This is a genomic window from Micromonospora costi (assembly GCF_003626655.1).
Lineage (GTDB): Bacteria > Actinomycetota > Actinomycetes > Mycobacteriales > Micromonosporaceae > Micromonospora > Micromonospora costi.
The window spans coordinates 155456-177264 of sequence record NZ_RBAN01000008.1; the positions used below are offsets into that span (position 1 = coordinate 155456).

18 protein-coding genes are annotated in these 21809 nt (G+C 73.9%); 15 read left to right on the forward strand and 3 right to left on the reverse strand.

Features of this window, described 5'->3' with window-relative positions; genetic code table 11:
• Position 1: 1 nt before the first annotated feature.
• The 7 genes from D7193_RS30665 to D7193_RS30695 are packed head-to-tail and all read left to right on the forward strand — an operon-like array spanning position 2 to position 8926.
• The gene (locus D7193_RS30665) at positions 2–916 is read left to right on the forward strand and encodes a carbohydrate ABC transporter permease (RefSeq protein WP_174242779.1); all 915 of its coding nucleotides are present in this window, start codon (positions 2–4) and stop codon (positions 914–916) included.
• On the forward strand, positions 913–1800 hold the full coding sequence (locus D7193_RS30670; protein ID WP_206612029.1) for a carbohydrate ABC transporter permease: 888 nt from the start codon (positions 913–915) through the stop codon (positions 1798–1800). The genes D7193_RS30665 and D7193_RS30670 overlap by 4 nt, the downstream gene beginning before the upstream one ends.
• Positions 1800–2927 (forward strand): ABC transporter ATP-binding protein, encoded by a 1128-nt coding sequence (locus D7193_RS30675; protein ID WP_120783149.1) that lies wholly within the window; start codon positions 1800–1802, stop codon positions 2925–2927. Before D7193_RS30670 ends, D7193_RS30675 begins: the two co-directional genes overlap by 1 nt.
• Positions 2928–2929: 2 nt before the next feature.
• On the forward strand, positions 2930–4138 hold the full coding sequence (locus D7193_RS30680) for a CehA/McbA family metallohydrolase (RefSeq protein WP_206612030.1): 1209 nt from the start codon (positions 2930–2932) through the stop codon (positions 4136–4138).
• On the forward strand, positions 4129–5040 hold the full coding sequence (locus D7193_RS30685; RefSeq protein WP_206612031.1) for a sugar phosphate isomerase/epimerase family protein: 912 nt from the start codon (positions 4129–4131) through the stop codon (positions 5038–5040). The genes D7193_RS30680 and D7193_RS30685 overlap by 10 nt, the downstream gene beginning before the upstream one ends.
• Positions 5037–6185 carry a Gfo/Idh/MocA family protein gene (locus tag D7193_RS30690; protein ID WP_120783152.1) on the forward strand — a complete coding sequence of 383 codons (1149 nt, stop codon included), beginning with the start codon at positions 5037–5039 and terminating at the stop codon, positions 6183–6185. The genes D7193_RS30685 and D7193_RS30690 overlap by 4 nt, the downstream gene beginning before the upstream one ends.
• Positions 6182–8926 carry a glycoside hydrolase family 38 N-terminal domain-containing protein gene (locus D7193_RS30695; RefSeq protein ID WP_120783153.1) on the forward strand — a complete coding sequence of 915 codons (2745 nt, stop codon included), beginning with the start codon at positions 6182–6184 and terminating at the stop codon, positions 8924–8926. Before D7193_RS30690 ends, D7193_RS30695 begins: the two co-directional genes overlap by 4 nt.
• A 228-nt stretch (positions 8927–9154) precedes the next feature.
• On the opposite strand, the gene D7193_RS30700 is transcribed toward D7193_RS30695, so the two are convergent.
• Both D7193_RS30700 and D7193_RS30705 read right to left on the reverse strand, forming a co-directional pair.
• Positions 9155–11155: an elongation factor G gene (locus D7193_RS30700; RefSeq protein WP_120783154.1), complete on the reverse strand. Its 2001-nt coding sequence runs from the start codon at positions 11153–11155 to the stop codon at positions 9155–9157.
• A gap of 216 nt (positions 11156–11371) precedes the next feature.
• Positions 11372–12724 (reverse strand): glycoside hydrolase family protein, encoded by a 1353-nt coding sequence (locus D7193_RS30705; protein ID WP_187356274.1) that lies wholly within the window; start codon positions 12722–12724, stop codon positions 11372–11374.
• Between the two features lie 470 nt (positions 12725–13194).
• Between D7193_RS30705 and D7193_RS30710 the strand changes: the two genes are divergently transcribed.
• The 7 genes from D7193_RS30710 (at position 13195) to D7193_RS30740 (ending at position 20654) form a co-directional block, all read left to right on the forward strand.
• The gene (locus D7193_RS30710) at positions 13195–14241 is read left to right on the forward strand and encodes a LacI family DNA-binding transcriptional regulator (protein ID WP_120783155.1); all 1047 of its coding nucleotides are present in this window, start codon (positions 13195–13197) and stop codon (positions 14239–14241) included.
• A 38-nt stretch (positions 14242–14279) separates the two neighbouring features.
• Positions 14280–15875, forward strand: a complete 1596-nt coding sequence (locus D7193_RS30715) for an FAD-dependent oxidoreductase (RefSeq protein WP_120783156.1) — start codon at positions 14280–14282, stop codon at positions 15873–15875.
• 20 nt (positions 15876–15895) lie between these two features.
• A complete protein-coding gene (locus D7193_RS30720) occupies positions 15896–17179 on the forward strand; it encodes an ABC transporter substrate-binding protein (RefSeq protein WP_120783177.1) in 1284 nt (427 codons plus the stop codon).
• 12 nt (positions 17180–17191) lie between these two features.
• Positions 17192–18142 carry a carbohydrate ABC transporter permease gene (locus D7193_RS30725; protein WP_120783157.1) on the forward strand — a complete coding sequence of 317 codons (951 nt, stop codon included), beginning with the start codon at positions 17192–17194 and terminating at the stop codon, positions 18140–18142.
• Positions 18132–18974 (forward strand): carbohydrate ABC transporter permease, encoded by an 843-nt coding sequence (locus D7193_RS30730; RefSeq protein WP_120783158.1) that lies wholly within the window; start codon positions 18132–18134, stop codon positions 18972–18974. The genes D7193_RS30725 and D7193_RS30730 overlap by 11 nt, the downstream gene beginning before the upstream one ends.
• Entirely contained in the window at positions 18971–19873 is a 903-nt protein-coding gene (locus D7193_RS30735; RefSeq protein ID WP_120783159.1) for an ROK family protein, read from the forward strand. The genes D7193_RS30730 and D7193_RS30735 overlap by 4 nt, the downstream gene beginning before the upstream one ends.
• 73 nt (positions 19874–19946) lie before the next feature.
• The gene (locus tag D7193_RS30740; protein WP_120783160.1) at positions 19947–20654 is read left to right on the forward strand and encodes an N-acetylmannosamine-6-phosphate 2-epimerase; all 708 of its coding nucleotides are present in this window, start codon (positions 19947–19949) and stop codon (positions 20652–20654) included.
• Here D7193_RS30740 and D7193_RS30745 read toward each other — a convergent pair.
• Entirely contained in the window at positions 20635–20889 is a 255-nt protein-coding gene (locus tag D7193_RS30745) for a hypothetical protein (RefSeq protein WP_120783161.1), read from the reverse strand. The two genes, D7193_RS30740 and D7193_RS30745, sit on opposite strands and share 20 nt — an antisense overlap.
• Before the next feature lie 167 nt (positions 20890–21056).
• Here D7193_RS30745 and D7193_RS30750 point away from each other — a divergent pair, with 167 nt between their 5' ends.
• Positions 21057–21659, forward strand: coding sequence for a hypothetical protein (locus D7193_RS30750; protein ID WP_120783162.1), 603 nt, complete (start codon positions 21057–21059; stop codon positions 21657–21659).
• Positions 21660–21809: the final 150 nt, after the last annotated feature.

Sequence of the window (21809 nt, forward strand, 5' to 3'; positions counted from 1 at the left end):
GGTGACGGGGAGGCGCTCGGAAACGGGCGCCTCCCCGGCCCCCGACGCCGCGGGCCTCGGCCGGCTCCGGGCCACCGGGTTCCTCGTGCCGAGCCTGGTGCTCATCCTGTTCTTCCTCGTCGTCCCGGCCGCCTGGACGATCTACCTGGGCGTCACGAACTACCGGCTCACCGGCCTGGCCGCGGCCAACCCGGAGATCGTCGGCCTGGACAACTACACCCGCGCGCTGGGTGACGAGCGCTTCCGCACCTCGCTGCTGCTCACGCTGCAGTTCGTGCTCGGCTCGGCGGTCATCGGCCAGGCCGGTCTCGGTTTCGCCATCGCGTACGCGCTGCGCGACCGCCGCGGGCCGCTGCGCCGGGTGGTCGAGGGGTTCGTCCTGCTCTCCTGGATCCTGCCCAGCTCGGTGGTCGCCTTCCTGTGGATCGCCCTGCTCGACCGCGACGGCGGCACGCTCAACACGCTGCTCGGCATCCCCGGCACCGCGTGGCTGCTCGACCACCCGATGCTGTCGATCATCGTGTTCAACACCTGGCGCGGCACCGCGTTCTCGATGATGCTGTACGCCGCCGCGCTGGAGAACGTCCCCCGCTCGCACCTGGAGACCGCCCGGCTGGCCGGCGCCTCCACCTGGCAGCAGCTGCGCGACGTGGTGTTCCCCCGCATCCGCGGCCACGTGCTCACCAACCTGCTGCTGATCAGCCTCTGGACGTTCAACGACTTCGCGCCGTTCCTCATCACCGCGGGCGGCCCCGAGCAGCGGTCGGAGATCCTGCCGGTCTACGTCTACAAGGTGGCGCTCTCCGGCGGCGAACTGGGCTTCGGCGCCGCCATCTCGTTCGTGATGCTCCTGATCAACCTGGTCATCGCCCTGGTCTACCTGCGCATGCTGGGCCGGCGGAAGGAGAAGGTGTGAGCACCGCGACCAGCACCGCACCCGCGCCGCGCCGCGACGCGCCGGCCGCCGAGGCATCCGGCATCGCCGTCCGCCACGTGCTCGCCCGCATCGGGCGCTACGTCTTCCTCTGCGCCGTCCTCGGGTTCTTCGCGCTGCCGCTGCTCTGGCTGGCCACCGCCCCGTTCGACGACACGCCCACCATCACCGCGTCGCTGCCACAGTTCACCCTCGACAACTTCCGGGCCCTGCTGGACAACCCGTACGCGCTCAGTTCCCTGCTCAACTCGGTCTACCTGGCCGCCGGCACCGCCGCGCTGGTGGTGACGTTCGCGGCGCTGGCCGCGTACGCCCTGAGCCGGGTGCGGGTGCCCGGGCGGGACGCCCTGCTCTACGGCCTGCTGCTGCTCTCCAGCATCGTCACCGGCACGGCCACCATGGTGCCCCTGTTCGAGCTGGCCTTCCGGCTCAACCTGATCGACTCCCGGCTCGGCGTCATCCTGATCCTCAGCGGCGGCCTCCTGCCGGCGGCCATCTTCATCCTCAAGGACTTCATGGACGGCACCCCGACGTCCTACGAGGAGTCCGCACGGGTCTTCGGCGCCAGCCCGTTGCAGATCGTGCGGCACATCGTGGTGCCCCTCGTCCGTCCGGGCCTGGCCACGGTCGGGGTGTGGGCGGTGGCCAACGTCTGGGGCAACTTCCTGGTGCCGTTCCTGCTGCTGCGTGGGCCGGAGAAGGCTCCCGCCGCGGTGATCATGTACACGCTCTACACCGAGGGCGGCCAGGCCGACCTGCGCCTGCTCTCCACGTTCTCCCTGCTCTACTCGCTGCCGGTGGCGCTCATGTTCGTCTTCGTCAGCAGCCGGTACGGATTCCGCTTCCACGGAGGGATCAAGCGCTGATGTCCGCCATCACCATGCGCGCGCTGACCAAGGTCTACCCCAACGGGGTACGCGCCCTGGACGCCCTCGACCTGGAGATCACCGACGGCGAGTTCTTCGCCCTGCTCGGCCCGTCCGGCTGCGGCAAGACCACCCTGCTGCGCACCATCGCCGGCCTGGAACTCGCCTCCGGCGGCAGCGTGCACATCGGCGACCGCGCCGTGACCCAGCTGCCACCGGGCAAGCGCGACGTGGCCATGGTCTTCCAGGACTACGCGCTCTTCCCGCACATGACCGTGCGGGAGAACATCGCCTACCCGCTTCGCATCAAGAAGGTCGACCGCCGCGCCCGCGGCGAGAAGGCCGCGGAGACCGCCGACGAGCTGGGCCTGTCCGCGCTGCTCGACCGCCGGCCCGGCCAGCTGTCCGGCGGCCAGCAGCAGCGGGTCGCGCTCGCCCGCGCGATGGCCTGCCACCCGCAGGTCTTCCTGCTCGACGAGCCGCTGTCCAACCTGGACGCCCGGCTCCGCCTGGAGGCCCGCACCTTCCTCAAGCGGCTGCAACGCGAACTCGGCGTCACCACCGTGTTCGTCACCCACGACCAGGCCGAGGCGCTCGCGCTCGCCGACCGGATCGCCGTCATGGAGGGCGGCCGGATCCGGCAGGTCGGCACCCCCACCGAGGTGTTCCGCCGCCCGGCCAACACGTTCGTGGCCGGATTCATCGGGTCCACCCCCATGAACCTCGTCGACGCCGAGGTACGCGACGGCCGCCTCGTGGTGGCCGGCGCGCCGCTGCCGGTGCCGGACGACACCCCCGTGACGGACGGCGAGAAGCTCGTCTACGGCGTACGGCCCGAGTACCTCGACTACACCGCCGAGGCGGCACCGGACGCCCTGCACGGGCAGGTCGTCGTCGTCGAGAATCTGGGCAGCTTCTCGCTCGTCTCCCTCGACCTGACCGGCGACGGCGACGCCGCCACCATCCAGGTCGTGGTGCCCGAGGGGCGGGAGCCGCAGCCCGGCGACAGCGGGTGGGTGATGCCCCGGCCCGGCCGGTCCCTGCTCTACCGGGACGGGGAACTCGTCAGCCCCGCCGCGGCCCCGGCCGTGCCCGCCGCCCGCGCCGCGGCCGCCGCGGAGCAGTGACCGTGACCGCGCACCGGGGCCGGTGGACGCTCGCCGACCGCGCCGACGCCGTCCTGCGCACCGTCCCGGTCACCGTGCCGCCGGGCACCGCCGCGCTCACCGTGCGGCTCGCGTACCCGCGTGAGGCCGGGGTGCTCGACCTCGGCTGCCTGGGCCCCGACGGCTTCCGCGGCTGGTGCGGGGGCGCCCGCGAGGAGTACACGATCACCGCCGACTGGGCGACTCCCGGCTACCTTCCGGGCGAGCTCGAACCCGGCGAGTGGCAGGTGCTGCTGCGGCTGCACCGGATCCCGCCCGACGGGCTCCCGTACGAGGTGACCGCCACGACCGCCACCACCGCGCCGCCCGCGCCACCGGCGCCGGCGGCCCCACCCCGCCCGGAACGGCCGCCCCGCCGCGCGCTGCCCGGCCTGGACGGCCGGCTGTGGCTCGCCGGTGACCTCCACGCGCACACCGTCCACAGCGATGGCGCGAGCACCATCGACGAGCTGGCCGCCCTCGCGGCCGGCCGGGGGCTGGACTTCCTGGCCGTCACCGACCACAACACCGTGAGCCACCACCCGTGGCTGCCCGCCGCGTCGGCGCGCTACGGCACGGCCCTCGTGCCCGGGCAGGAGGTCACCACCGACCGCGGCCACGCCAACGTGTTCGGCCCGGTCGGCTGGGTCGACTTCCGCGAGCCTCCCGACGAGTGGCTCGCCACGGCGGAACGGGCCGGCGGTCTGATGTCGGTCAACCACCCGCTCGGCGGCGACTGCGCCTGGCGCCAACCGCTCACCACCCGCACCCGCCTGGCCGAGGTGTGGCACTCCGGCTGGTGGGACCGCACCTGGGGCGCGCCCCTCGCGTGGGCCCGCGCCTGGCGTCCGGACGTGGTGCCGGTGGGCGGCAGCGACTTCCACCGGCCCGGCGACGACGCACCGCCCGGCTCGCCCACGACCTGGGTGCTGGCCGACACCGACCGGCCGGTCGAGGCCGCGGTGCTGGACGCGCTGCGCGCCGGCCGTACCGCCGTGTCGGCCGGCCCGGACGCGCCGCTGCTGCTCCGCCTCGGCGACGACCTGCTGGCCCTCGACGCGGACGGCGCGCTGCTCGGCTACCCCGACGGTCGCCACCGCGTGGTCCGCGGCGACCGATGCCGGTTCCCCGCCGGCGACGGCCTGCACGTCCTGGAGTCCCACCGCATGGAGGTGATCGCACTGTGCAGCTGACCGGACGCACCCGTGTGGCGGGCGCACCCGTCAACCACGGCATCTACCAGCCCGACGAACCGGAGTTCGGCGCCGAGGATCTGCTGGCGTCCCTGGCCCGGGACGGGTACGACGGCATCGACTCCGGGCCGATCGGCTACCTCGGCACCGGCGAGACCCTGGCCCGTCGCCTGTCCGCGGCGGGTCTCGGGCTCGCCGGCGGCTGGGTCGACCTGCGCTACGACGACCCGGGCGGTTTCGCGGCCGACCTCGCGGGGCTCGACGCGGCGCTCGACGCGTTCACCGCCGTGCCCGTCGACGACCCCCGCTTCGCGCCCCGGCCGACGCTCGCCTGCCCCGGCGACCCGGCCCGGATGGCCCGGCCGGGCGTCCCCCGCGACCCCGGCTCCGGACTGCCGGCCGACGCCTGGCCCGGCTTCGCCGCCCGCGTCCAGCGGGCCGCCGACCGCTGCCGCGAGCGCGGCCTGGAACCCGTCTTCCACTACCACCTCGGCACCGTCGTCGAGAGCGAGGCGGAGGCCGATCGGCTGCTCGACCTCACCGACATCGCCGTGTGCCTGGACACCGGGCACCTCCTGCTGGCCGGCGGCGACCCGGTGTCGGCCGCCCGTCGCTGGGCCGGGCGGATCGGCCAGGTCCACCTCAAGGACGCCGACCTCGCGATCCACGAACGCGTCCGGGCGGCCGGCGGCGGGCTCACGGACGTGGTGGCCGCCGGCGGGTTCTGCCCCCTGGGCGCCGGCGACGTCGACTTCCCGGCCGTCCTCGCCGCCCTGGACGAGACCGGCTACACCGGCTGGCTGGTCATCGAACAGGACGCGCCGGCGCGGGGCCGCGACCTCGACCGCACCCGCGCCGACCAGGCCGCCAACCGCCGCTGGCTCGACGGGGTACGGCGATGACCGAGGCGGGCAAGCGCATCCGGATCGCGGTGGCCGGGCTGGGTGTCATCAGCCGTACGGTGCACCTGCCGCTGCTGCAACGCCGCGGCGACCTGTTCGAGGTCGTCGCCCTCAGCGACCTCTCCCCCACCCGGGCCGGCGAGCTGGGCGGCCGGTACGGAGTGGAGCCCGCCCGCCGGTACACCGACGCGTCGGCCATGCTCGCCGACGGCGGGTACGACGCGGTGCTGCTCGCGACCTCCGGCTCCCACGGCGACCTGGCCGCGCAGGCCCTGCGCGCCGGCCTGCCGGTGCTGTGCGAGAAGCCGCTCGCCTACACCCGCGCCGAGGCGGACCGGCTGGCCGACCTGGCCGGCGGTGCGCCCGCGCTGATGGTCGGCTACATGAAGCAGTACGACCCGGCGGTCGCCGAGGCGGCCCGGCTGCTCGACGACCTCGGCGGGCCGGAGCGGGTCCACGCGGTCGAGGTGACCGTGCTGCACTCGGGCAGCGACCGGCAACTGGCCTTCGCCAACCTGCCGGCGGCCCCCGTGGACGTGCCGGCCGACGAGGCCGCCCGGCTGCGGGCGGGCGACGCCGCTCTGCTCGACGCGGCGGTCGGCGCCGACCCCGGCGCCCGCACCCTCTACCAGATCCTGATCAACAGCATCTGCCACGACCTGTCCCTGCTGCGGCTCCTCACCGGCGCACCGGCCACCGTCGAGCACGTCGCCACCTGGCCCGTACGCCCCGACGGCCCACCCGAACCGTCGGTGGACATCAGCGGGCGGCTGCCCGGCGGCGGCCGGTACGGCATCCGCTGGCTCAACCTGCCGCACTACCCGGCCTACCGGGAGATCGTGACCCTGCACCACGCGTACGGCTCGCTGGAGCTGGTGTTCCCGTCGCCGTACCTGCTCAACGCGCCGACCGCGCTCACCGTGGTCGACGCGCACGGCGGCGGCGAGCGGCGGGCGGTGTTCCGGTCCGTGACCGAGGCGTTCGAGCAGGAGCTGGTCGCGTTCCACGCGATGGTCACCGCGGGCACGGCCCCGCTCACCGGCATCGCCGAGGGCGCGGCCGACGTACGGACCAGTCAACAGGTGGTGCGCCGCTACGGTGAGCTGACCGGGGCGGCGATCGCCGGAGAGGCGGCGAACTCATGACGCAACCGACCGAGATCATCGTGGTGCCGCACACCCACTGGGACCGCGAGTGGTACGAGCCGTTCCAGCGGTTCCGGTTGCGCCTCGTGGCGCTGCTCGACGACGTGTTCGAGCGGATGGCGCACGACGAGCGGCAACGGTTCACCCTCGACGGGCAGCTCGCCGCGGTCGACGACTACCTCGAGGTCCGCCCCGAGCGACGAGAGCAGGTGGTCGGCCTCGTCCGCGCCGGGCGGCTGGCCGTCGGCCCGTGGCAGATCCTGCTCGACGAGTTCCTGTGCAGCGGCGAGAACATCGTCCGCAACCTGGAACGCGGCCTGACCCGCAGCGCCGACCTGGGCGGGGCCATGCCGGTCGGCTACCTGCCCGACATGTTCGGCCACATCGCGCAGATGCCGCAGATCCTCACCGGCGCGGGTCTCGCCCACGCCTGCGTGTTCCGCGGCGTACCCGAGCGGGTGCGGACCCACGCGTTCGCCTGGCAGGCCCCGGACGGCACGACGATCCGCACCGAGTACCTGCCCGGCGGGTACGGCAACGCGGCCGGGATCATGGACGACGCCGACCTCGTCACCCGGCGCGCCACCGACCTGGCCGCGAAACTCGCCGCCTGGCGGCCCGACGGGGAGACCGGGCCGGTCCTCGCCATGTACGGCACCGACCACGCGGCACCCGCACCCGACGCGCCCGACCTGCTGGCGGCCGCCGACGTCGACGGTGTCGAGCTGCGGCTCGGCACGCTCGCCGAGTACTTCGCCACCCAGCCGGGCGGCGTCGACGGGCTCCCCACCGTGCGCGGCGAGCTGCGGTCGCACGCGCGGGCCAACATCCTGCCCGGCGTCATCTCGGTGCGGGCCCACCTCAAGCAGGCCATGGGCCGCGCCGAACGGCGGGTCGAACGGTACGCCGAACCGCTCGCCGCACTGTTCCACGACACCTCGGTGCAGCGTTTCCTCGACATGGCTTGGAGCCGGCTGATCGACTCCAGCTGCCACGACTCGGTCACCGGCTGCGGCTGCGACGAGACGGCCGAACAGGTGGCCGCCCGCCTCGCCGAGGCCGACCAGCTCGGCCGGGCGGTCTGCGACCTGGTCGGCGCCCGGCTCGCCGCCGGCGTGCCGCGCGACGCTTACCTGGTGTTCAACCCGAGCCCGACCCCGCGTACGGCCCTGGTGCGCCTCGACGTGGAGGTGCCCGGCGACGACCTGGCACTGGCCACCGCGGACGGCCGGACGGTGCCCGCGCAGATCCTGGACCGGGCCCGGACGCTGCTCGCCGACGAGGTGGTGCCCGCCGCCGACCTGCCGGCGGTGCTCACCCGCGTGCACGGCACCGAACTGTACGGCCAGGAGGTCACCGGGTGGTCGGTGTCGCCGGCCGACGCCACCCTCACCTTCGAGGTGGCCCGCCACGGCGATCCGGCCTTCGACGTGGAGGACGTCCGGCTGGCGCTGGCCCGCGTCGGGCACGCCGACCGGTGGCGGGTCCGCATCGTGGCCGCGCCCCGGGCGACCGTCGCGGCGCGGGTGGACCTGCCCGCGCTGGGTCACACGGCGGTGCGGCCGGTCGCCGGGCCCGCGCCGGAACCGGCCGACGCGGCCCGCGTGGTCGAGGACCGCGTCCTCGACAACGGCCTGCTCCGGGTCGACGTGGCCGAGGACGGCACGCTGCGGCTCGCCACCCCGGACGGCGTCCGCGTGGAGGGCGTGGGTCGGATCGTCGACGGCGGCGACGTGGGCGACAGCTACAACTACGCCCCGCCCGCCGCCGACGAGCTGGTCGACAAGCCGCGCGCGGTACGGGTCGTACCACGCCACCGGGGTCCGCTGGTGGCCGTCCTCGACGTGGTACGCGAGTACCGCTGGCCGGTGGCCGCCGACGTGGACGCCGGTTCGCGGGCCGTGGACCGGGAGACGATCGTGGTCACCACCCGCGTCGAGCTGCGTGCCGGCGAGCGGTTCGTCCGGCTGCGCGTCGAGTTCGACAACCGCTGCGACGACCACCGCGTACGGCTGCACCTGCCGCTGCCGTCAGCGGCCTCCGCCTCGTACGCCGAGGGGCAGTTCGCGGTCGTCGAGCGCGGGCTCACCGCGGAGGGCGGCGGCGGCGAGGTGCCGCTGCCGACGTTCCCGGCGTCGGGGTTCGTGGCCGCCGGCGGGCCGGACGGGTCCCTGGGCGTGCTGCTGACCCAGCCGACCGAGTACGAGCTGACCGACTCCGGGCGGGAGCTGGCGATCACCGTGCTGCGGTCGATCGGCATGCTGTCCCGGAACCGGCACGCGCTGCGCGACGAACCCGCCGGCCCGCAGCTGCCGACGCCGCAGGCGCAGTGCCGGGGGCAGCGCAGTGCCGAGATGGCGGTGCTGCCGTTCCGCGGCGACTGGCACACCGCGGGCGTGGTCGAGGCGACGGAGACCTACCGGCACGAGCCGCTGGCGTTCACCGGTGCGGCCGGTCCGGCCGACGCCCTGCCGCAGCCGGTCACCGGGCTGGCCGTGACCGGTGCGGGCGTGGCGTTGACCAGCGTGCGGGCCCGGGACGGCCGGACCGAGGTGCGGATCGTCGCGGAGACACCGGCGGCGACCATGGCGGTCATCGGAGCGGGCCGTCCGGTACGCGCCGCGCGCCGCGCCGACCTGCTCGGCCGCCCCGGCGAACCGCTGGCCGTCGACGCCGACGGTCGGCTCCGGCTGCCGCTGCGCGCCTGGGAGATCGCGACGGTCCAGCTCGACCTGGCCTGAGGACACCGCGCCCGCGCCGGTCCGCCGGTGCGGGCGCCGGTGGACCGGTGATCAAGAGCTCTGCGTCCCGCGTCCCGCGCCCCGCGCCCCGCGCCCCGCGCCCCGCGCCCCGGGTGATCATGAAGTTATTGCCGCGACACGCCGTGTGTACGGGCAATAACTTCATGATCACCGGGGAGCGAGCGCCGGGGAGTGAGGGCCGCCGGCGGGGAGGGACTCCGGCGGCCCTCACCCGTCGGCGCGGCGGGTTACCCGTCGGTTGACCGCCAGCAGGTACTCCTTCCGGTCGGTCGGGTTGTGGTCTCCCCGCGCGCGCCGGGGCGGCTCGCCCCGGACCGGCCGGTGGTGGTCGAAGGTGGACTCGAAGATCCCCTCGCCCCGGGTCAGCCCGGGCAGCCGGCGCTCCACGGCGTGCACCTGCCGCGCCGGCACCACCCCCTCCACCACGGCCGACCCGGCCCGGGTCACCGTCGTGTGCGGCACCGCGTCCAGCCGGGCGAGCACCGGCAGCACGGCGGCGAGGACGTCGTCGGGCGTCTCCAGCCGGAACCGGTGCACCGGCTCCTCCACCCGCGTGCCGGCCTCCCGCAGCGCCGCCATGAGCACGAGCGGGGTCAGGTTGCGGAAGTCGCCGGCCGTGCTCGACATGCTCTTGTCGAACGTGCCGTGCGCATGGCTCTGCCGGGCCCAGTACCCCGAGTGCGTCATCGTCACGACGCAGTCGAGCACCTGCCAGCCGTGGAGGCCCTGACGCAGCGTCTCGGCGACCGTCTCCTCCACCGCGGTGAAGAAGGCGGGCGGCATCGACCCGAGTTCGACGCCGAGCCGGAACGTCGTCCCACTGCCGGGGTGGCCGGGCGACACCCGCAGCCCCACGGTCGCCAGGAACGGGTTCGGCGGCACGCCGATCAGCTCGACCGCGGCGCCCGTTCCCACCACCCGTTCCACGTGGACGGTCGTCGTCTCGCGGAACGTCACCGCGAGCCCGTACTCGACGGCGAGCGTCGCCTCGATCACCTCCTTCTGCACCTCGCCGTAGAGCGAGACGCTGACCTCCCGGCGGGCGGCGTCCCGCCGCACGTTGATCAACGGGTCCTGCTCGGCCAGCTCGCTCAGCGCCGCGTACAGCGCCGCCTGGTCCGACCGCCGCCCGGGCACCACGACGGTCTCCAGGCTGGGCAGGGCGAAGTGCCGGGCCGGGGCGCCCGTCCGCGCGACGCCCACCGGGTCGCCGATCCGGACGTCGCCGAGGCCGCGCAGCAACGCGATCCGTCCGGCGCCGACGGCGTCGGCGCGTACGGTGGCGCCGCGGTCGAAGACGTCGATCCCCGTTACCGTGGCGATCCGCTCCCCGACGGGCAGCCGGTCGCGGACCCGGACCGTGCCGCCGAACATCCGCACGTAGGCGACCTTCTCGCCGGACGGGGCCCGCTCGACCTTGAAGACCGTGCCCGAGGCCGCGCCGTCCGCGCCCTGCTCGACGACCGGCAGCAGCCCGGTCAGGGCGCCGACCAGGGCCTCCACGCCCGCGCCGGTGATCGCCGAGCCGGCGATCACCGGGTGCGCCACCGCCCGGCGGGTCTGGTCCGCGAGCGCGGCGCGCAGCCGCCGGCCGGTGAGCCGGCCGGGATCCTCGACGTACGCCGCGAGCAGCCCGTCGTCGTGCACCGTGAGCAGGTCGAGCAGCCGTCCGGCGTACGCCGGGTCGGTGTCGGGGTGCGGCCGGAAGTGGGCCGCCGCCGTGCCGGCCGCCCGTACGACGCCGGTCGCCAGGACCGCCGGCGTGAGCCGGTCGGCGATCTCGCGCAGCACCCGGTCGGGGTCGGCGCCGGCCCGGTCGATCTTGTTGATGAACAGGACGGTCGGCAGGCGCAGGCGCTGGAGGGTGCGCATCAGCACGCGGGTCTGCGCCTGGACGCCCTCGACGGCGGAGACCACGAGCACCACGCCGTCGAGCAGGTCGAGGACCCGCTCCACCTCGGCGATGAAGTCCGGGTGGCCGGGCGTGTCGATGAGGTTGACCGCGACGCCGTCGACCACGAACGAGACGACGGCCGAGCGGATCGTGATGCCGCGTTGCCGCTCCAGCGCGAGGCTGTCGGTGCGGGTCGTCCCGTCGTCCACGCTGCCGATCTCGTCGATGACGCCGACGGTGTGCAGCAGGCGTTCGGTCAGGCTGGTCTTTCCGGCGTCAACATGCGCCAGGATCCCGACGTTGAGGGTCTTCACGGAGCGTCATGTCCTTCGGGTAGGTGAGCATTCCCAGGTGGTTGGACATGAACGCAGCGCGCATCTTCCGTTTCCTCTCGTCGGTCGCCGGTGCCCACCCAGTCGACCAGGCTCGACCGTGGCGGGCAACCGAAATAGCCGCCCGGGCCGCGGCCCCCACCGGTGCCGGGTGGGGGCCGCGAGCTCGGGCGGCGGTCACCGCCGTGGGCGGTCGCGTCAGGCGGCGCCCTGGTCGTGCGGCACGGTCACGGTCACCGCGCAGCCGACGGGCCGGCCGATCTCGTCGTGCCCGCCGTACGTCAGGGTGTAGACGCGGTCCCCGCCGTTGCCAGACCGTTCCGCGCGGAGCCGGCCGGCCGTGTCCGGGGTTCCGGTGGTGAAGTCGCTGACGTCCGCGGCGTCACCGCCGGTCACGCCCGTCAGGGCGAACGCGTTCGGGCCGAGGACCCCGTCGGGCAGGTCCACAGTCACGGCGACGTCGACCATTTCGTGGTTCGGCGGCCAGAGCACCGGCCGGTCCACCGTGCAATTGAGCTGCCGGGTGGGCACCGGTTCGGGCAGGGTCGCCACGGCGTGGCCGATCGTCGCGGTGAGCCGCCCGCCGGCCTCGTAGTACATATGGGCGGTGCGGCCGTCGAAGTAGAACGTCGGGGCGGCCGAGCGGCCCAGGTCCGGTGCGGCCGTCATCGAGTCGTGGACGACCCCGAGGTGGATCTCCTGGTCGAAGTTCTCGCCGACGTCCACGGCGTGCATGTTGCCGTCGGCCGCGTGGTAGATCACCAGGTTGCGGTCCTGCCAGCGCAGGAAGAACGGGCCGGAGGCGTTCGGGCCCTCGTCGCCCTGCGGGGTCACCAGCGGTTCGGGCTGGATGGTCCAGGTGCGGGCGTCCGGCGAGACCGCCCAACGGATCCGCCGGGACACCGGCCCGGTCGGCCCGGGCGCCGCGGCCGTCGGGTTGTCCATGAACACCATCAGGTAGCGGCTGCCGAGCCGCGGGATCGCCTGTTCGAACACCCGGGCGTACGAGGTCTCGCCGCCCGTGGTGGCGTCCCGGCTTACCGCGGTGCCGCCGTAGCTGAAGTGGATGCCGTCCTCGGATGTGGCGTACCGGGTGATCGAGTTCTCGCCGTGGTAGTAGAGGAAGAGCTTGCGCTCGCCCTCGATCCACACGGCGTGCGGCGACGAGACGTGGCTGACCGTCGAGTAGTACGGCAGCCAGGTGTTGCTGACGAGCGGGTTGCCCGTGTACTCGGTCCAGGGGCCGTCGATCGAGTCCGCGTAGGCCAGGGCGATGCCGCCGGGACGCTCGTGCGGGGCGTAGTACAGGTAGTAGGTGCCGAGCGGGTCCGGGAAGTAGTCGGCCGCCCGGATGACGCTGGGGAAGATGAACTCGTTGGTCGGGTTGTACGCGAGGGCCGCCTTGTCGAACGCGGTGCCGACGTAGCTGAACTGGGGGAAGTCGATCCCCGGCTCGGCGGCGACCGCGGGGGTGCCGGCCACGGCGGTGACCAGCAGGCCGGCGCCGACCGCGGCGGCGGCGCGGCGCGCCGGTGCGAGGGCTCTCGTCATGCGTCTTCCTCTCGGGACGGAATCGGTTCGCCCGGCCGGTGCGGACGGCCGAGGGGTGGTCCGTCGGCGCCGGCCCGCGGGCGCGGGTCGTCGCCGGACGGGCGACAGGGGACGGTTCCGGGGTCGCGCCCGGTTGGAGGGGCCGGACGCGTGGTGACGCTCGGTGAGGCAGGCACGGTGGGGAACGCCGGGCATCCGTGCCGTCCCGGCGCGCTAATACGTATTAGCAACCGTGTTTCTCGAATGTTGCGCGCCGCCGCGCGCCTCTGTCAAGAGGTGCCCGCCGAATCGGCCGGCACGCGAGGCTGATCCACCGCTCAGTCGGTCACGATTCGGCTAATACGCATTACTCCTGCGGGTTCACCGGACGGAAATCTGCGCTCACCCTCTTGACACCGGCCGGGTCGGGCGGCCAGAGTCCTCCGTACACCAAGCGCTAATGCGTATTAGCGCCGTGGGAAGGACCCCCCGTGACCGCTACCCCCCGTCGCGTCACCCAGCGTGACATCGCCCGGTTGGCCGGCGTCAGCCAGGCCACCGTGTCGCTGGTGCTCAACAACCGGGCCGACGCCGACGTCCGCATCGCCCCGGAGACCCGGGACCGCGTGCTGCGCGTGATCGCCGAGACCGGCTACGCGGCCGACCCGGTCGCCCGCCGGCTCGCCGCCCGCTTCAACCGGATCATCGGCGTGTTCACCTACGAACCCGCGTTCCCCAGCGGCAGCCGCGACTTCTTCCACCCGTTCCTGCTCGGCATCGAGGAGTACGCCGAACGGGTCGGGTGCGACCTGCTGCTGTTCACGAGCGCGCCCGTGGTCGACGGTCGGCGGCGCATCTTCCACCAGGACAACCGGCTGCGCCTGGCCGACGGCTGCCTCCTGCTGGGTCGCGAGATCGACGGCGAGGAGCTGCACCGCCTCAACCGGGAGGGCTACCCGTACGTGGCGGTCGGCCGTCGCGACGACGCCGGCGGCCCGGTCCCCTACGTGGGCGCCGACTACGCCGCCGCCGTGGCGAAGCTGGTCGAGCGGGCCCGCGCGCACGGCCACCGCCGGATGACGTACCTGAGCATGGGCATGACGGCGGAGTCCTCGGAGGACCGGCAGCGCGGGTACGTCGCCGGCGCCGACGGCGCCGAGAGCGCCCGCCACCGCCCGGCGGACGCCGCGAACGCCGACGCGGTCCTCGACGACCTTCTCGCCGACCGGACCACGGTCGCCTTCGTGGAGGACTTCGCCACCGCCGTGGCGCTGGAGCGGGCCGCCCGGCGCCGGGGGCTCTCCGTGCCCGGCGACCTGTCGCTCGTGACGCTGGGCGATCCGACCTCCCCCGTCCCGACCGATCTCACCTTCACCGGGTTCCACATCCCGCGCGAGGAGATGGGTCGCCAGTCGGTGGAGGTGCTCACCCACGTCATCGACGGCAGCGCCACGGGCGTCCAGCAGCGGCTGCTGCCCTGCGAGCTCGTCGAGGGGGACACCCTCGGCGCCCCCGAACCGGCGGTCGACCGCGCCTGAGCGGCGACCGCGCAACCGGAAGGAAGCAAGTGGTACAGATGCGTGCGGACGTCCTCGTCGTGGGTGGCGGGCTGGGCGGCGTCGCGGCGGCCCTCGCGGCGGCCCGCGCCGGCCGGTCGGTCATCCTCACCGAGGAGTTCGACTGGCTCGGCGGGCAGCTCACCAGCCAGGCCGTCCCCCCGGACGAGCACTCCTGGATCGAGCAGTTCGGCGCCACCGCGAGCTACCGGGCGCTGCGCAACGGCATCCGGGACTACTACCGCCGGCACTACCCGCTCACCGAGCGCTCCCGTGCCTGGACCGACCTCAACCCGGGCGCCGGCTGGGTCAGCCGCCTCTGCCACGAGCCCCGGGTGGCCGTCGCCGTGCTGGAGGGCATGCTCGCGCCGTACCGGGGCTCGGGCCGGCTCACCGTGCTCCAGCCGTACCGACCCGTGGCCGTGGCCACCGACGGGGACCGGGTCGTCGGTGTGACCGTGGCCCACCGGGACCGGGACGAGCAGATCGACCTCACCGCCCCGTACGTGCTGGACGCCACCGAGGCCGGCGACCTGCTGCCACTGTCCGGCACCGAGTACGTGACCGGGTTCGAGTCGCAGGCGCAGACCGGCGAGCCCAGCGCGCCCGCCGAGGCGCAGCCCATGAACATGCAGGCGGTCTCGGTCTGCTTCGCCATCGACCACGTCGACGGCGACCACACGATCGACCGGCCCGCCGCGTACGACTTCTGGCGCGACTACAAGCCCGACTTCTGGGGCGACCGGCTGCTGTCCTGGCGCTCCCCGCACCCGCGCACGCTGGAGATCGTCGAGCGCAGCTTCACCCCCAACCCGGACGACGACCCGCTCACGGTCAACGCCGACCAGCGGCTCAACCCCGGCGACGGCAACCTGTGGACGTTCCGGCGCATCGCCGCGCGGCGCAACTTCACCGGCGGTTCGTACGGCAGCGACATCACCCTCGTGAACTGGCCGATGATCGACTACTTCGAGGGTCCGGTCATCGACGTGCCGAACGCGTCCTGGCACCTGGCCAAGGCGCGGGAGCTGTCGCTGTCGGTCCTGTACTGGCTCCAGACCGAGGCGCCCCGGCCCGACGGCGGCACCGGCTTCCCCGGGCTGCGGCTGCGTGGCGACGTGACCGGCAGCCGGGACGGGCTGGCGCAGGCCCCGTACATCCGCGAGTCGCGCCGCATCCGGGCCGAGTACACGGTGGTCGAGCAGGACCTGTCCCTCGCCGTACGCGGCGCGCACGGCGCCGTGAACTACCCGGACGCGGTCGGCGTGGGCATGTACCGCATCGACCTGCACCCGTCCACCGGCGGCGACAACTACATCGACGTGGGCTCCTGCCCGTTCGAGATCCCGCTCGGCGCGCTGATCCCGCAGCGTGTGGAGAACCTGCTGCCGGCCGGCAAGAACATCGGCACCACGCACATCACCAACGGCAGCTACCGGCTGCACCCGGTCGAGTGGAACGTCGGCGAGGTCGCCGGCCTGCTCGCCGACTTCTGTCTGGCACGGGGCGAGTCCCCGCGCGCGGTCCGCAGCACCCCCCGTCTGCTGGCCGACTTCCAGGACCGCATCTCGTCGGCCGGCGTGGAGCTGCGCTGGCCGGCGATCGCGGGCTACTGAATCCCCCGGAGGAGATGATGGTGAAACGAGGAAAGGGACTGCGGATCGGCGCGGCGGCGCTGGCCGGCGTGCTGGCGCTGTCCGCCTGCGGCGGCGGCGGTGACGAGGGCGGTGACGGCCCGGCCAACCTCCGGATGACGGTGTGGTCGGCCAACGAGGCGCACCTGAAGCTGCTCAACGACATCGCCGACGAGTACCGCCAGAACCACCCGGACGTCAGCGGCATCACGTTCGACCCGCTGCCGTTCGACACCTACACCACGACGCTGACCACCCAGATCGCCGGCGGCAACGCCCCCGACCTGGCCTGGATCTTCGAGAACTCGGCCCCCGACTTCGTGGCCTCCGGCGCGCTGCTGCCGCTGGACGACACGCTCAAGAAGGCCGAGGGCTACCAGTACGACGACCTCTCCCCCGCCACGCTCAAGCTGTGGCAGGACGGCGGGAAGCTCTACGCGTACCCCTTCTCCACCTCGCCCTTCGGTGTCTTCGTGAACACCGACATGCTCAAGAAGGCCGGGCAGAAGACGCCGGCGGAGCTGATCGCCGCCGGGCAGTGGACGTGGGACGCGGCGCTCGCCGCCGCCAGCGCCACCCAGAAGGCGACCGGCAAGGCGGGCCTGGTGATCCGCGACTTCGACTACAAGGGCTGGGACAACCTGTCCACCTTCTGGACGGGCTGGGGCGCCGAGGCGTGGAGCGCGGACGGGAAGTCGTGCGGCTTCGCGGCACCGGAGATGGTCGACGCCATGACCACCCTCCACAAGGCGATCTTCACTGACAAGGCGCTGCCCGGCCCGGGCACCACGGCCGACTTCTTCGCCGGCGACGCGGCCATGACGATCACCCAGATCTCCCGCGCTTCGCTGCTGAAGGACAACGGCTTCGCCTGGGACCTGGTCCCGCTGCCGGCCGGCCCGAAGGGTAACTACGCCGTGGTCGGCCAGGCCGGCATCGGCGTGCTGAAGAAGAGCAAGCACGCGGACGCGGCCGCGGACTTCCTCGCCTTCCTCAGCAACCCCACCAACTCGGCGAAGCTCGCCCAGTTCTTCCCGCCGCCGCGGCAGTCCCAGCTGACCGCGGAGACGCTCGCGAAGACGAACCCGAAGCTCAAGCCGGAGCAGCTGCAGAAGGTCGTCATCGACGGCATCACCAGCGGCGTCGTGAAGCCCAACCACGCCGGGCAGGCCGAACTGAGCCAGCAGGTACGCGCCGGCCTCGACCCGCTGTGGAAGCCGGACGCGGACGTGAAGGCCGTCCTGGACGGCGTCTGCGCCAAGATCCAGCCGATGCTGGCGAAGTAAGGCAGCCGGACCATGTCCCAGACGGACATCCGGGTGGGCGGGGCGCAGGCCCCGCCCACCGCGGCCCGCCCGCCGCGGCCGTGGTGGACCAGCCGCCGCCGCGACCAGCTCGCCGGCTACCTGTTCATCGCCCCGCAGCTGATCGGCAGCCTGCTCTTCGTGTTCCTGCCGCTCGTGCTGGTCGTCTGGTACAGCCTGCACGAGTGGAACGTGCTCGCCGGCACGTTCGACTTCGTGGGCCCCGACAACTACTCGGCGCTGGCCGACGACCCGAACCTCGGGTCGATGCTGCGGGCCACCGGCCTGTTCTCCGTGGGCCTGGTGGTGTTCAACCTCGCCCTGGCACTGCTGCTCGCCGTCCTGCTCAACCAGAGGCTGCGCGGCACCATCGTCTTCCGCACCATCTTCTTCTCGCCGGTGGTCGTCTCGCTGGTGGCCTGGACGATCGTCTGGGGCTTCCTGCTGCAGGACAACGGCGGGGTCAACGGGCTGCTCGACACGATCGGTGTGGACGGGCCGAACTGGTTGCGGGGCGAGGGCACCGCGATGTTCTCGGTGATCATCGTGCAGGTGTTCAAGAACGTCGGCCTGAACATGGTGCTGTTCCTCGCGGCCCTCCAGGGCGTCCCCGCCGAGCTGTACGAGGCCGCCGAGGTCGACGGCGCGAGCCGGATGCGGCAGTTCTGGCGGATCACCGTGCCGCTGATCAGCCCGACGATCCTGCTCACCTCGATCATCACGGTGGTCGGGTCGTTGCAGGTCTTCGCCCAGATCGCGGTGCTCACGCAGGGTGGGCCGGGCACCTCCACCACCGTGCTCGTCTACTACCTGTACCAGCAGGCGTTCCAGTTCCATCACTTCGGCTACGGCGCGACCCTGTCGATCCTGCTGTTCGGCATCGTGCTCGCGCTCACCGTCCTGCAGTGGCAGATGCGCAAGAGGTGGGTCTTCCATGAGTCGTAACCTGTCGCCCCGGGCCAAGCTGGTGCTCTACGGGGTGCTGCTGGTGCTGGCGATCCCGTTCGTCTTCCCCACCTGGTGGATGGTCACCTCGTCGCTGAAGCCGGTGGCGGACATCTTCGCCTTCCCGCCGCAGCTGCTGCCGGCGCACCCGCAGCTCGACGCGTACCAGCGGGTGTTCGAGCTGCAGCCGTTCGGCCGGCAGTACCTGAACAGCCTCTACATCGCCCTGGTGGTCACCGTCGGCACGCTCGCGGTGTCCGCGCTGTCCGGGTACGCCTTCGCCCGGATCCGGTTCCGGGGCCAGAACGTGCTCTTCCTGGTGGTCCTCGCCGGCCTGCTCATCCCGAGCGAGGTCACGATCGTGCCGCTGTTCCAGATGTTCTTCAAGCTGGGCCTGATCGACACCCACTGGCCGCTCATCCTGGTGCCCATCCTCGGCGCGCCGAGCGTGCTGGCGACGTTCATCATGCGGCAGTTCTTCATCAGCCTCCCCGGCGAGCTGGAGGAGGCGGCCCGCGTCGACGGGCTCGGCCGCTTCGCCACGTTCTGGAAGGTCGCGCTGCCGCTGTCCCGGCCCGCGTTGGGGGCGGTGGCGATCTTCACGTTCCTGCACAGCTGGAACCTCTACCTGGAGCCGATCGTGTTCCTCTCCACGCCGGAGAAGTTCACGCTGCCCCAGGCGCTCACCCAGTTCGTGGACGCCTACGGCGGCCCGATGTGGAACGTGCAGCTGGCCGCCGCGTCCCTCACCGCGCTGCCGGTTCTCGTGGTCTTCGTCATCGCGCAGAAGCAGTTCGTCGAGGGCCTCGCGCACACCGGTCTCAAGGGATGACCGGCGCGGCCGTGGTGGGCCTCGACATCGGCGGCACCAAGACGGTGGCCGCGCTGGTCGGCCCGGACGGCACCGTGCTCGACCGGCGCCGGGCGCCCACGCCGGCGTCGTCCGGGCCCGAGGCGGTGCTGGACACGGCCGCGCGGCTCGCCACGGACCTGCTGCCCGCGGCGGGCGCCGGGCCGGTCGGCGTGGGCACCGCGGGCACCGTCGACCCGGCGACCGGCGCCATCCGGTACGCGACCGACAGCCTTCCGGGCTGGGCCGGCACCCCGGTCGCCGACGCGCTCGCCCGGCGGCTCGGCCGGCCGGTGCGGGTCGGCAACGACGTGCACGCCGCCGCGCTCGGCGAGTGCTGGGCCGGCGCGGGCCGGGGCAGCGCGCACGTGCTGCTGGTCGCGGTCGGCACCGGGCTCGGCGGGGCGCTCGTCCGCGACGGCCGGATCGACACCGGCGCCCGCGGTGCGGCCGGTGCCGTCGCCCACCTTCCGGCGCCCGGCGCCGAGCGAATGCGCTGCGGCTGCGGCCGGTACGGGCACCTGGAGGCGATCGCCTCCGGCACCGGGCTGGCCGCCGCGTACGCCGCACGGACCGGTGCCCGCATCGAGGGCCGGGAGGTCGCCGAGCGGGCGGCGGCCGGCGAGGAGGCGGCCCGTACGGTGCTCGACCGCGCCGGCGCGGCGCTCGGCGGCGCCCTCGCCGGGCTCGTGGCCCTGCTCGACCCGACCGTCGTGCTCGTGGCCGGCGGGGCGGCCGAGGCGATGCTGCCCACCACCCTGGCCGCGTACGCCGCCGAGCTGCCGCCGGCCTGGGCGGAGGTGCCGCTGCGGGCCGCGGCCCTCGGCGGAGACGCCGTCGCCGTCGGTGCCGCCCGGATGGCCATGGCCGCGCAGGCATGACGGCGGGACCCGACCGCGCCGCCCGGCCGGCGGCGCACCCGTTCACGACGACGCGACAAGGAGACCCCTACCGGTGAGCGTGCTCGACGACCTGGCCGGCGGGCTGGTGGTGTCCTGCCAGCCACTGCCCCACGACCCCGACGACCCGATGCGGGACCCGTACGTGCAGGCCCGGGTGGCCGCCGCCGTGGTGCGCGGCGGCGCGGTGGCGATCCGGGCGAACGGCCCCGCCGACGTGCGCGCCGTCCGGGCCGCCGTGGACGTGCCCGTGATCGGCCTCTACAAGCACGGCGACGCGGACGTCTTCATCACCCCGACGGCCGCCCACGCGGTCGAGGTGGCCCTGGCCGGGGCGCGGATCGTGGCGGTCGACGCCACCGACCGGCCCCGCCCCGACGGCCGTACGTTCGCCGACACCGTCCGCGCGTTGCGGGGCCGCACCGACGCGCTGGTGCTCGCCGACGTCTCCACCGTGGCGGAGGGCGTCGCGGCCGTCGCCGCCGGCGCGGACGCGGTCGCCACCACGCTGTCCGGGTACACGGCGGCGAGCCCGCCGGCCGACGGGCCGGACCTGGCGCTCGTCGCCGACCTCGCCGCCGCGGTGGCGGTGCCGGTGTTCGCCGAGGGGCGGTACCGTGACGCGGCGCAGGTCGGGCTGGCGTTCGCGGCGGGCGCGCACGCCGTGGTGGTCGGCAACGCGATCACCTCCCCGTTGTGGCTCACCCGCCGCCTGGTGTCGGCCGTCCGGCAGGGGGCGGGCGCTAACCTCGGTCACCGGTGAGACCGCCCGACCGGCTGGAGGCGCCAGTGGACCGGAACGTGTTGACGCTCGACGAGGTGGCGGCCTGGTCGGGGCCGCCGTTGATCCTCTTCGTCGGGATCGACACCGGCGGGTCCGGAGTCCACGCGGTGTTCGACCGCTGGGCGGCCGTGCTGGCGCAGCCGTGGACCCTGCGGGGCGTCGACCTGCCGCCGGACACCCCCGCCGCCACGTACCGGCGGCTGGTACGCGCCATGCGGGACAACCCGGCGGTGCACGGCGCGGTCGTCACCGCGCACAAGCTCCCTGTACCGGGCCTGCGCGGCCGACCTCGATCGCGCGGACCCGCTCGTCGGCCTCACCCACGAGGTCAACGCCCTCGCGACGGCCGACGGCGCCGTCAGCGGGTACGCCCGCGACCCGGTGGCCCTGAGCCACGTCCTGCCGGCCCTGCTGCCACGGCGTCCGGCCGGTGACCCCACCGGCCCGAGCGTTCTCTGCCTCGGCGCGGGCGGCGCCGCCACCGCCCTGCTGCTCACCCTGCACCTCGACGTGACGGGCGACGGCGCGGCCCGCCCCGAACCGCCGGCCCGCGTGACGTTCACCGACACCCGGCCGGAGGCACTGGCCGAGCTGCGCGAGGTCGCCGGCCGGGCGGGCATCGACGCGTCGCGGTTGTCGTACGTGACCGTGGGGAGCCCGTCGGACAGCGACGCGCTGCTCGCGGACCTGCCGGCCCCGGAGCTGGTGGTCAACGCCACCGGTCTCGGCAAGGACGCCCCCGGCAGTCCGCTCACCGACACGGCGCCGCTCGGGGCGGGCACGGTGGCGTGGGACCTCAACTACCGGGGCGACCTCACCTTCCTCCGCCAGGCCGCCCACGCCGGCGCCCACGCCGTGGACGGCTGGGACTACTTCGTGGCCGGCTGGGCGGCCGCCCTCACGGCCGTCGCGGGAGTGCCGCTCACCGGCGACCTGCTCAGCCGGCTGGCCGGCGCCGCCGCCGCGCGACGCCCCGGTCGCTGACCCCGGCCCGGCGGGGGGGGGGGGGGGGGGCCCCCCAGGGCCCGGGGCGGAAAGGGCCAGGTTGTAGACCACATCCCCCCCCGGCACATCGAGGCCCGTGTTTGCGGGAAAAAAAAAGAAAAAAACAGCAGCATCTAACTCGACGAGGTC

Excerpts from the sequence above, each read along its gene's own strand:
- D7193_RS30675 (WP_120783149.1), top strand. The coding sequence starts at position 1,800 with ATGTCCGCCATCACCATGCGCGCGCTGACCAAGGTCTACCCCAACGGG.
- D7193_RS30690 (WP_120783152.1), top strand. The coding sequence starts at position 5,037 with ATGACCGAGGCGGGCAAGCGCATCCGGATCGCGGTGGCCGGGCTGGGT.
- D7193_RS30695 (WP_120783153.1), top strand. The coding sequence starts at position 6,182 with ATGACGCAACCGACCGAGATCATCGTGGTGCCGCACACCCACTGGGAC.
- D7193_RS30705 (WP_187356274.1), bottom strand. The coding sequence starts at position 12,724 with ATGACGAGAGCCCTCGCACCGGCGCGCCGCGCCGCCGCCGCGGTCGGC.
- D7193_RS30715 (WP_120783156.1), top strand. The coding sequence starts at position 14,280 with ATGCGTGCGGACGTCCTCGTCGTGGGTGGCGGGCTGGGCGGCGTCGCG.
- D7193_RS30725 (WP_120783157.1), top strand. The coding sequence starts at position 17,192 with ATGTCCCAGACGGACATCCGGGTGGGCGGGGCGCAGGCCCCGCCCACC.
- D7193_RS30730 (WP_120783158.1), top strand. The coding sequence starts at position 18,132 with ATGAGTCGTAACCTGTCGCCCCGGGCCAAGCTGGTGCTCTACGGGGTG.
- D7193_RS30735 (WP_120783159.1), top strand. The coding sequence starts at position 18,971 with ATGACCGGCGCGGCCGTGGTGGGCCTCGACATCGGCGGCACCAAGACG.
- D7193_RS30745 (WP_120783161.1), bottom strand. The coding sequence starts at position 20,889 with ATGGCGCGTACCAGCCGCCGGTACGTGGCGGCGGGGGTGTCCGGCGGC.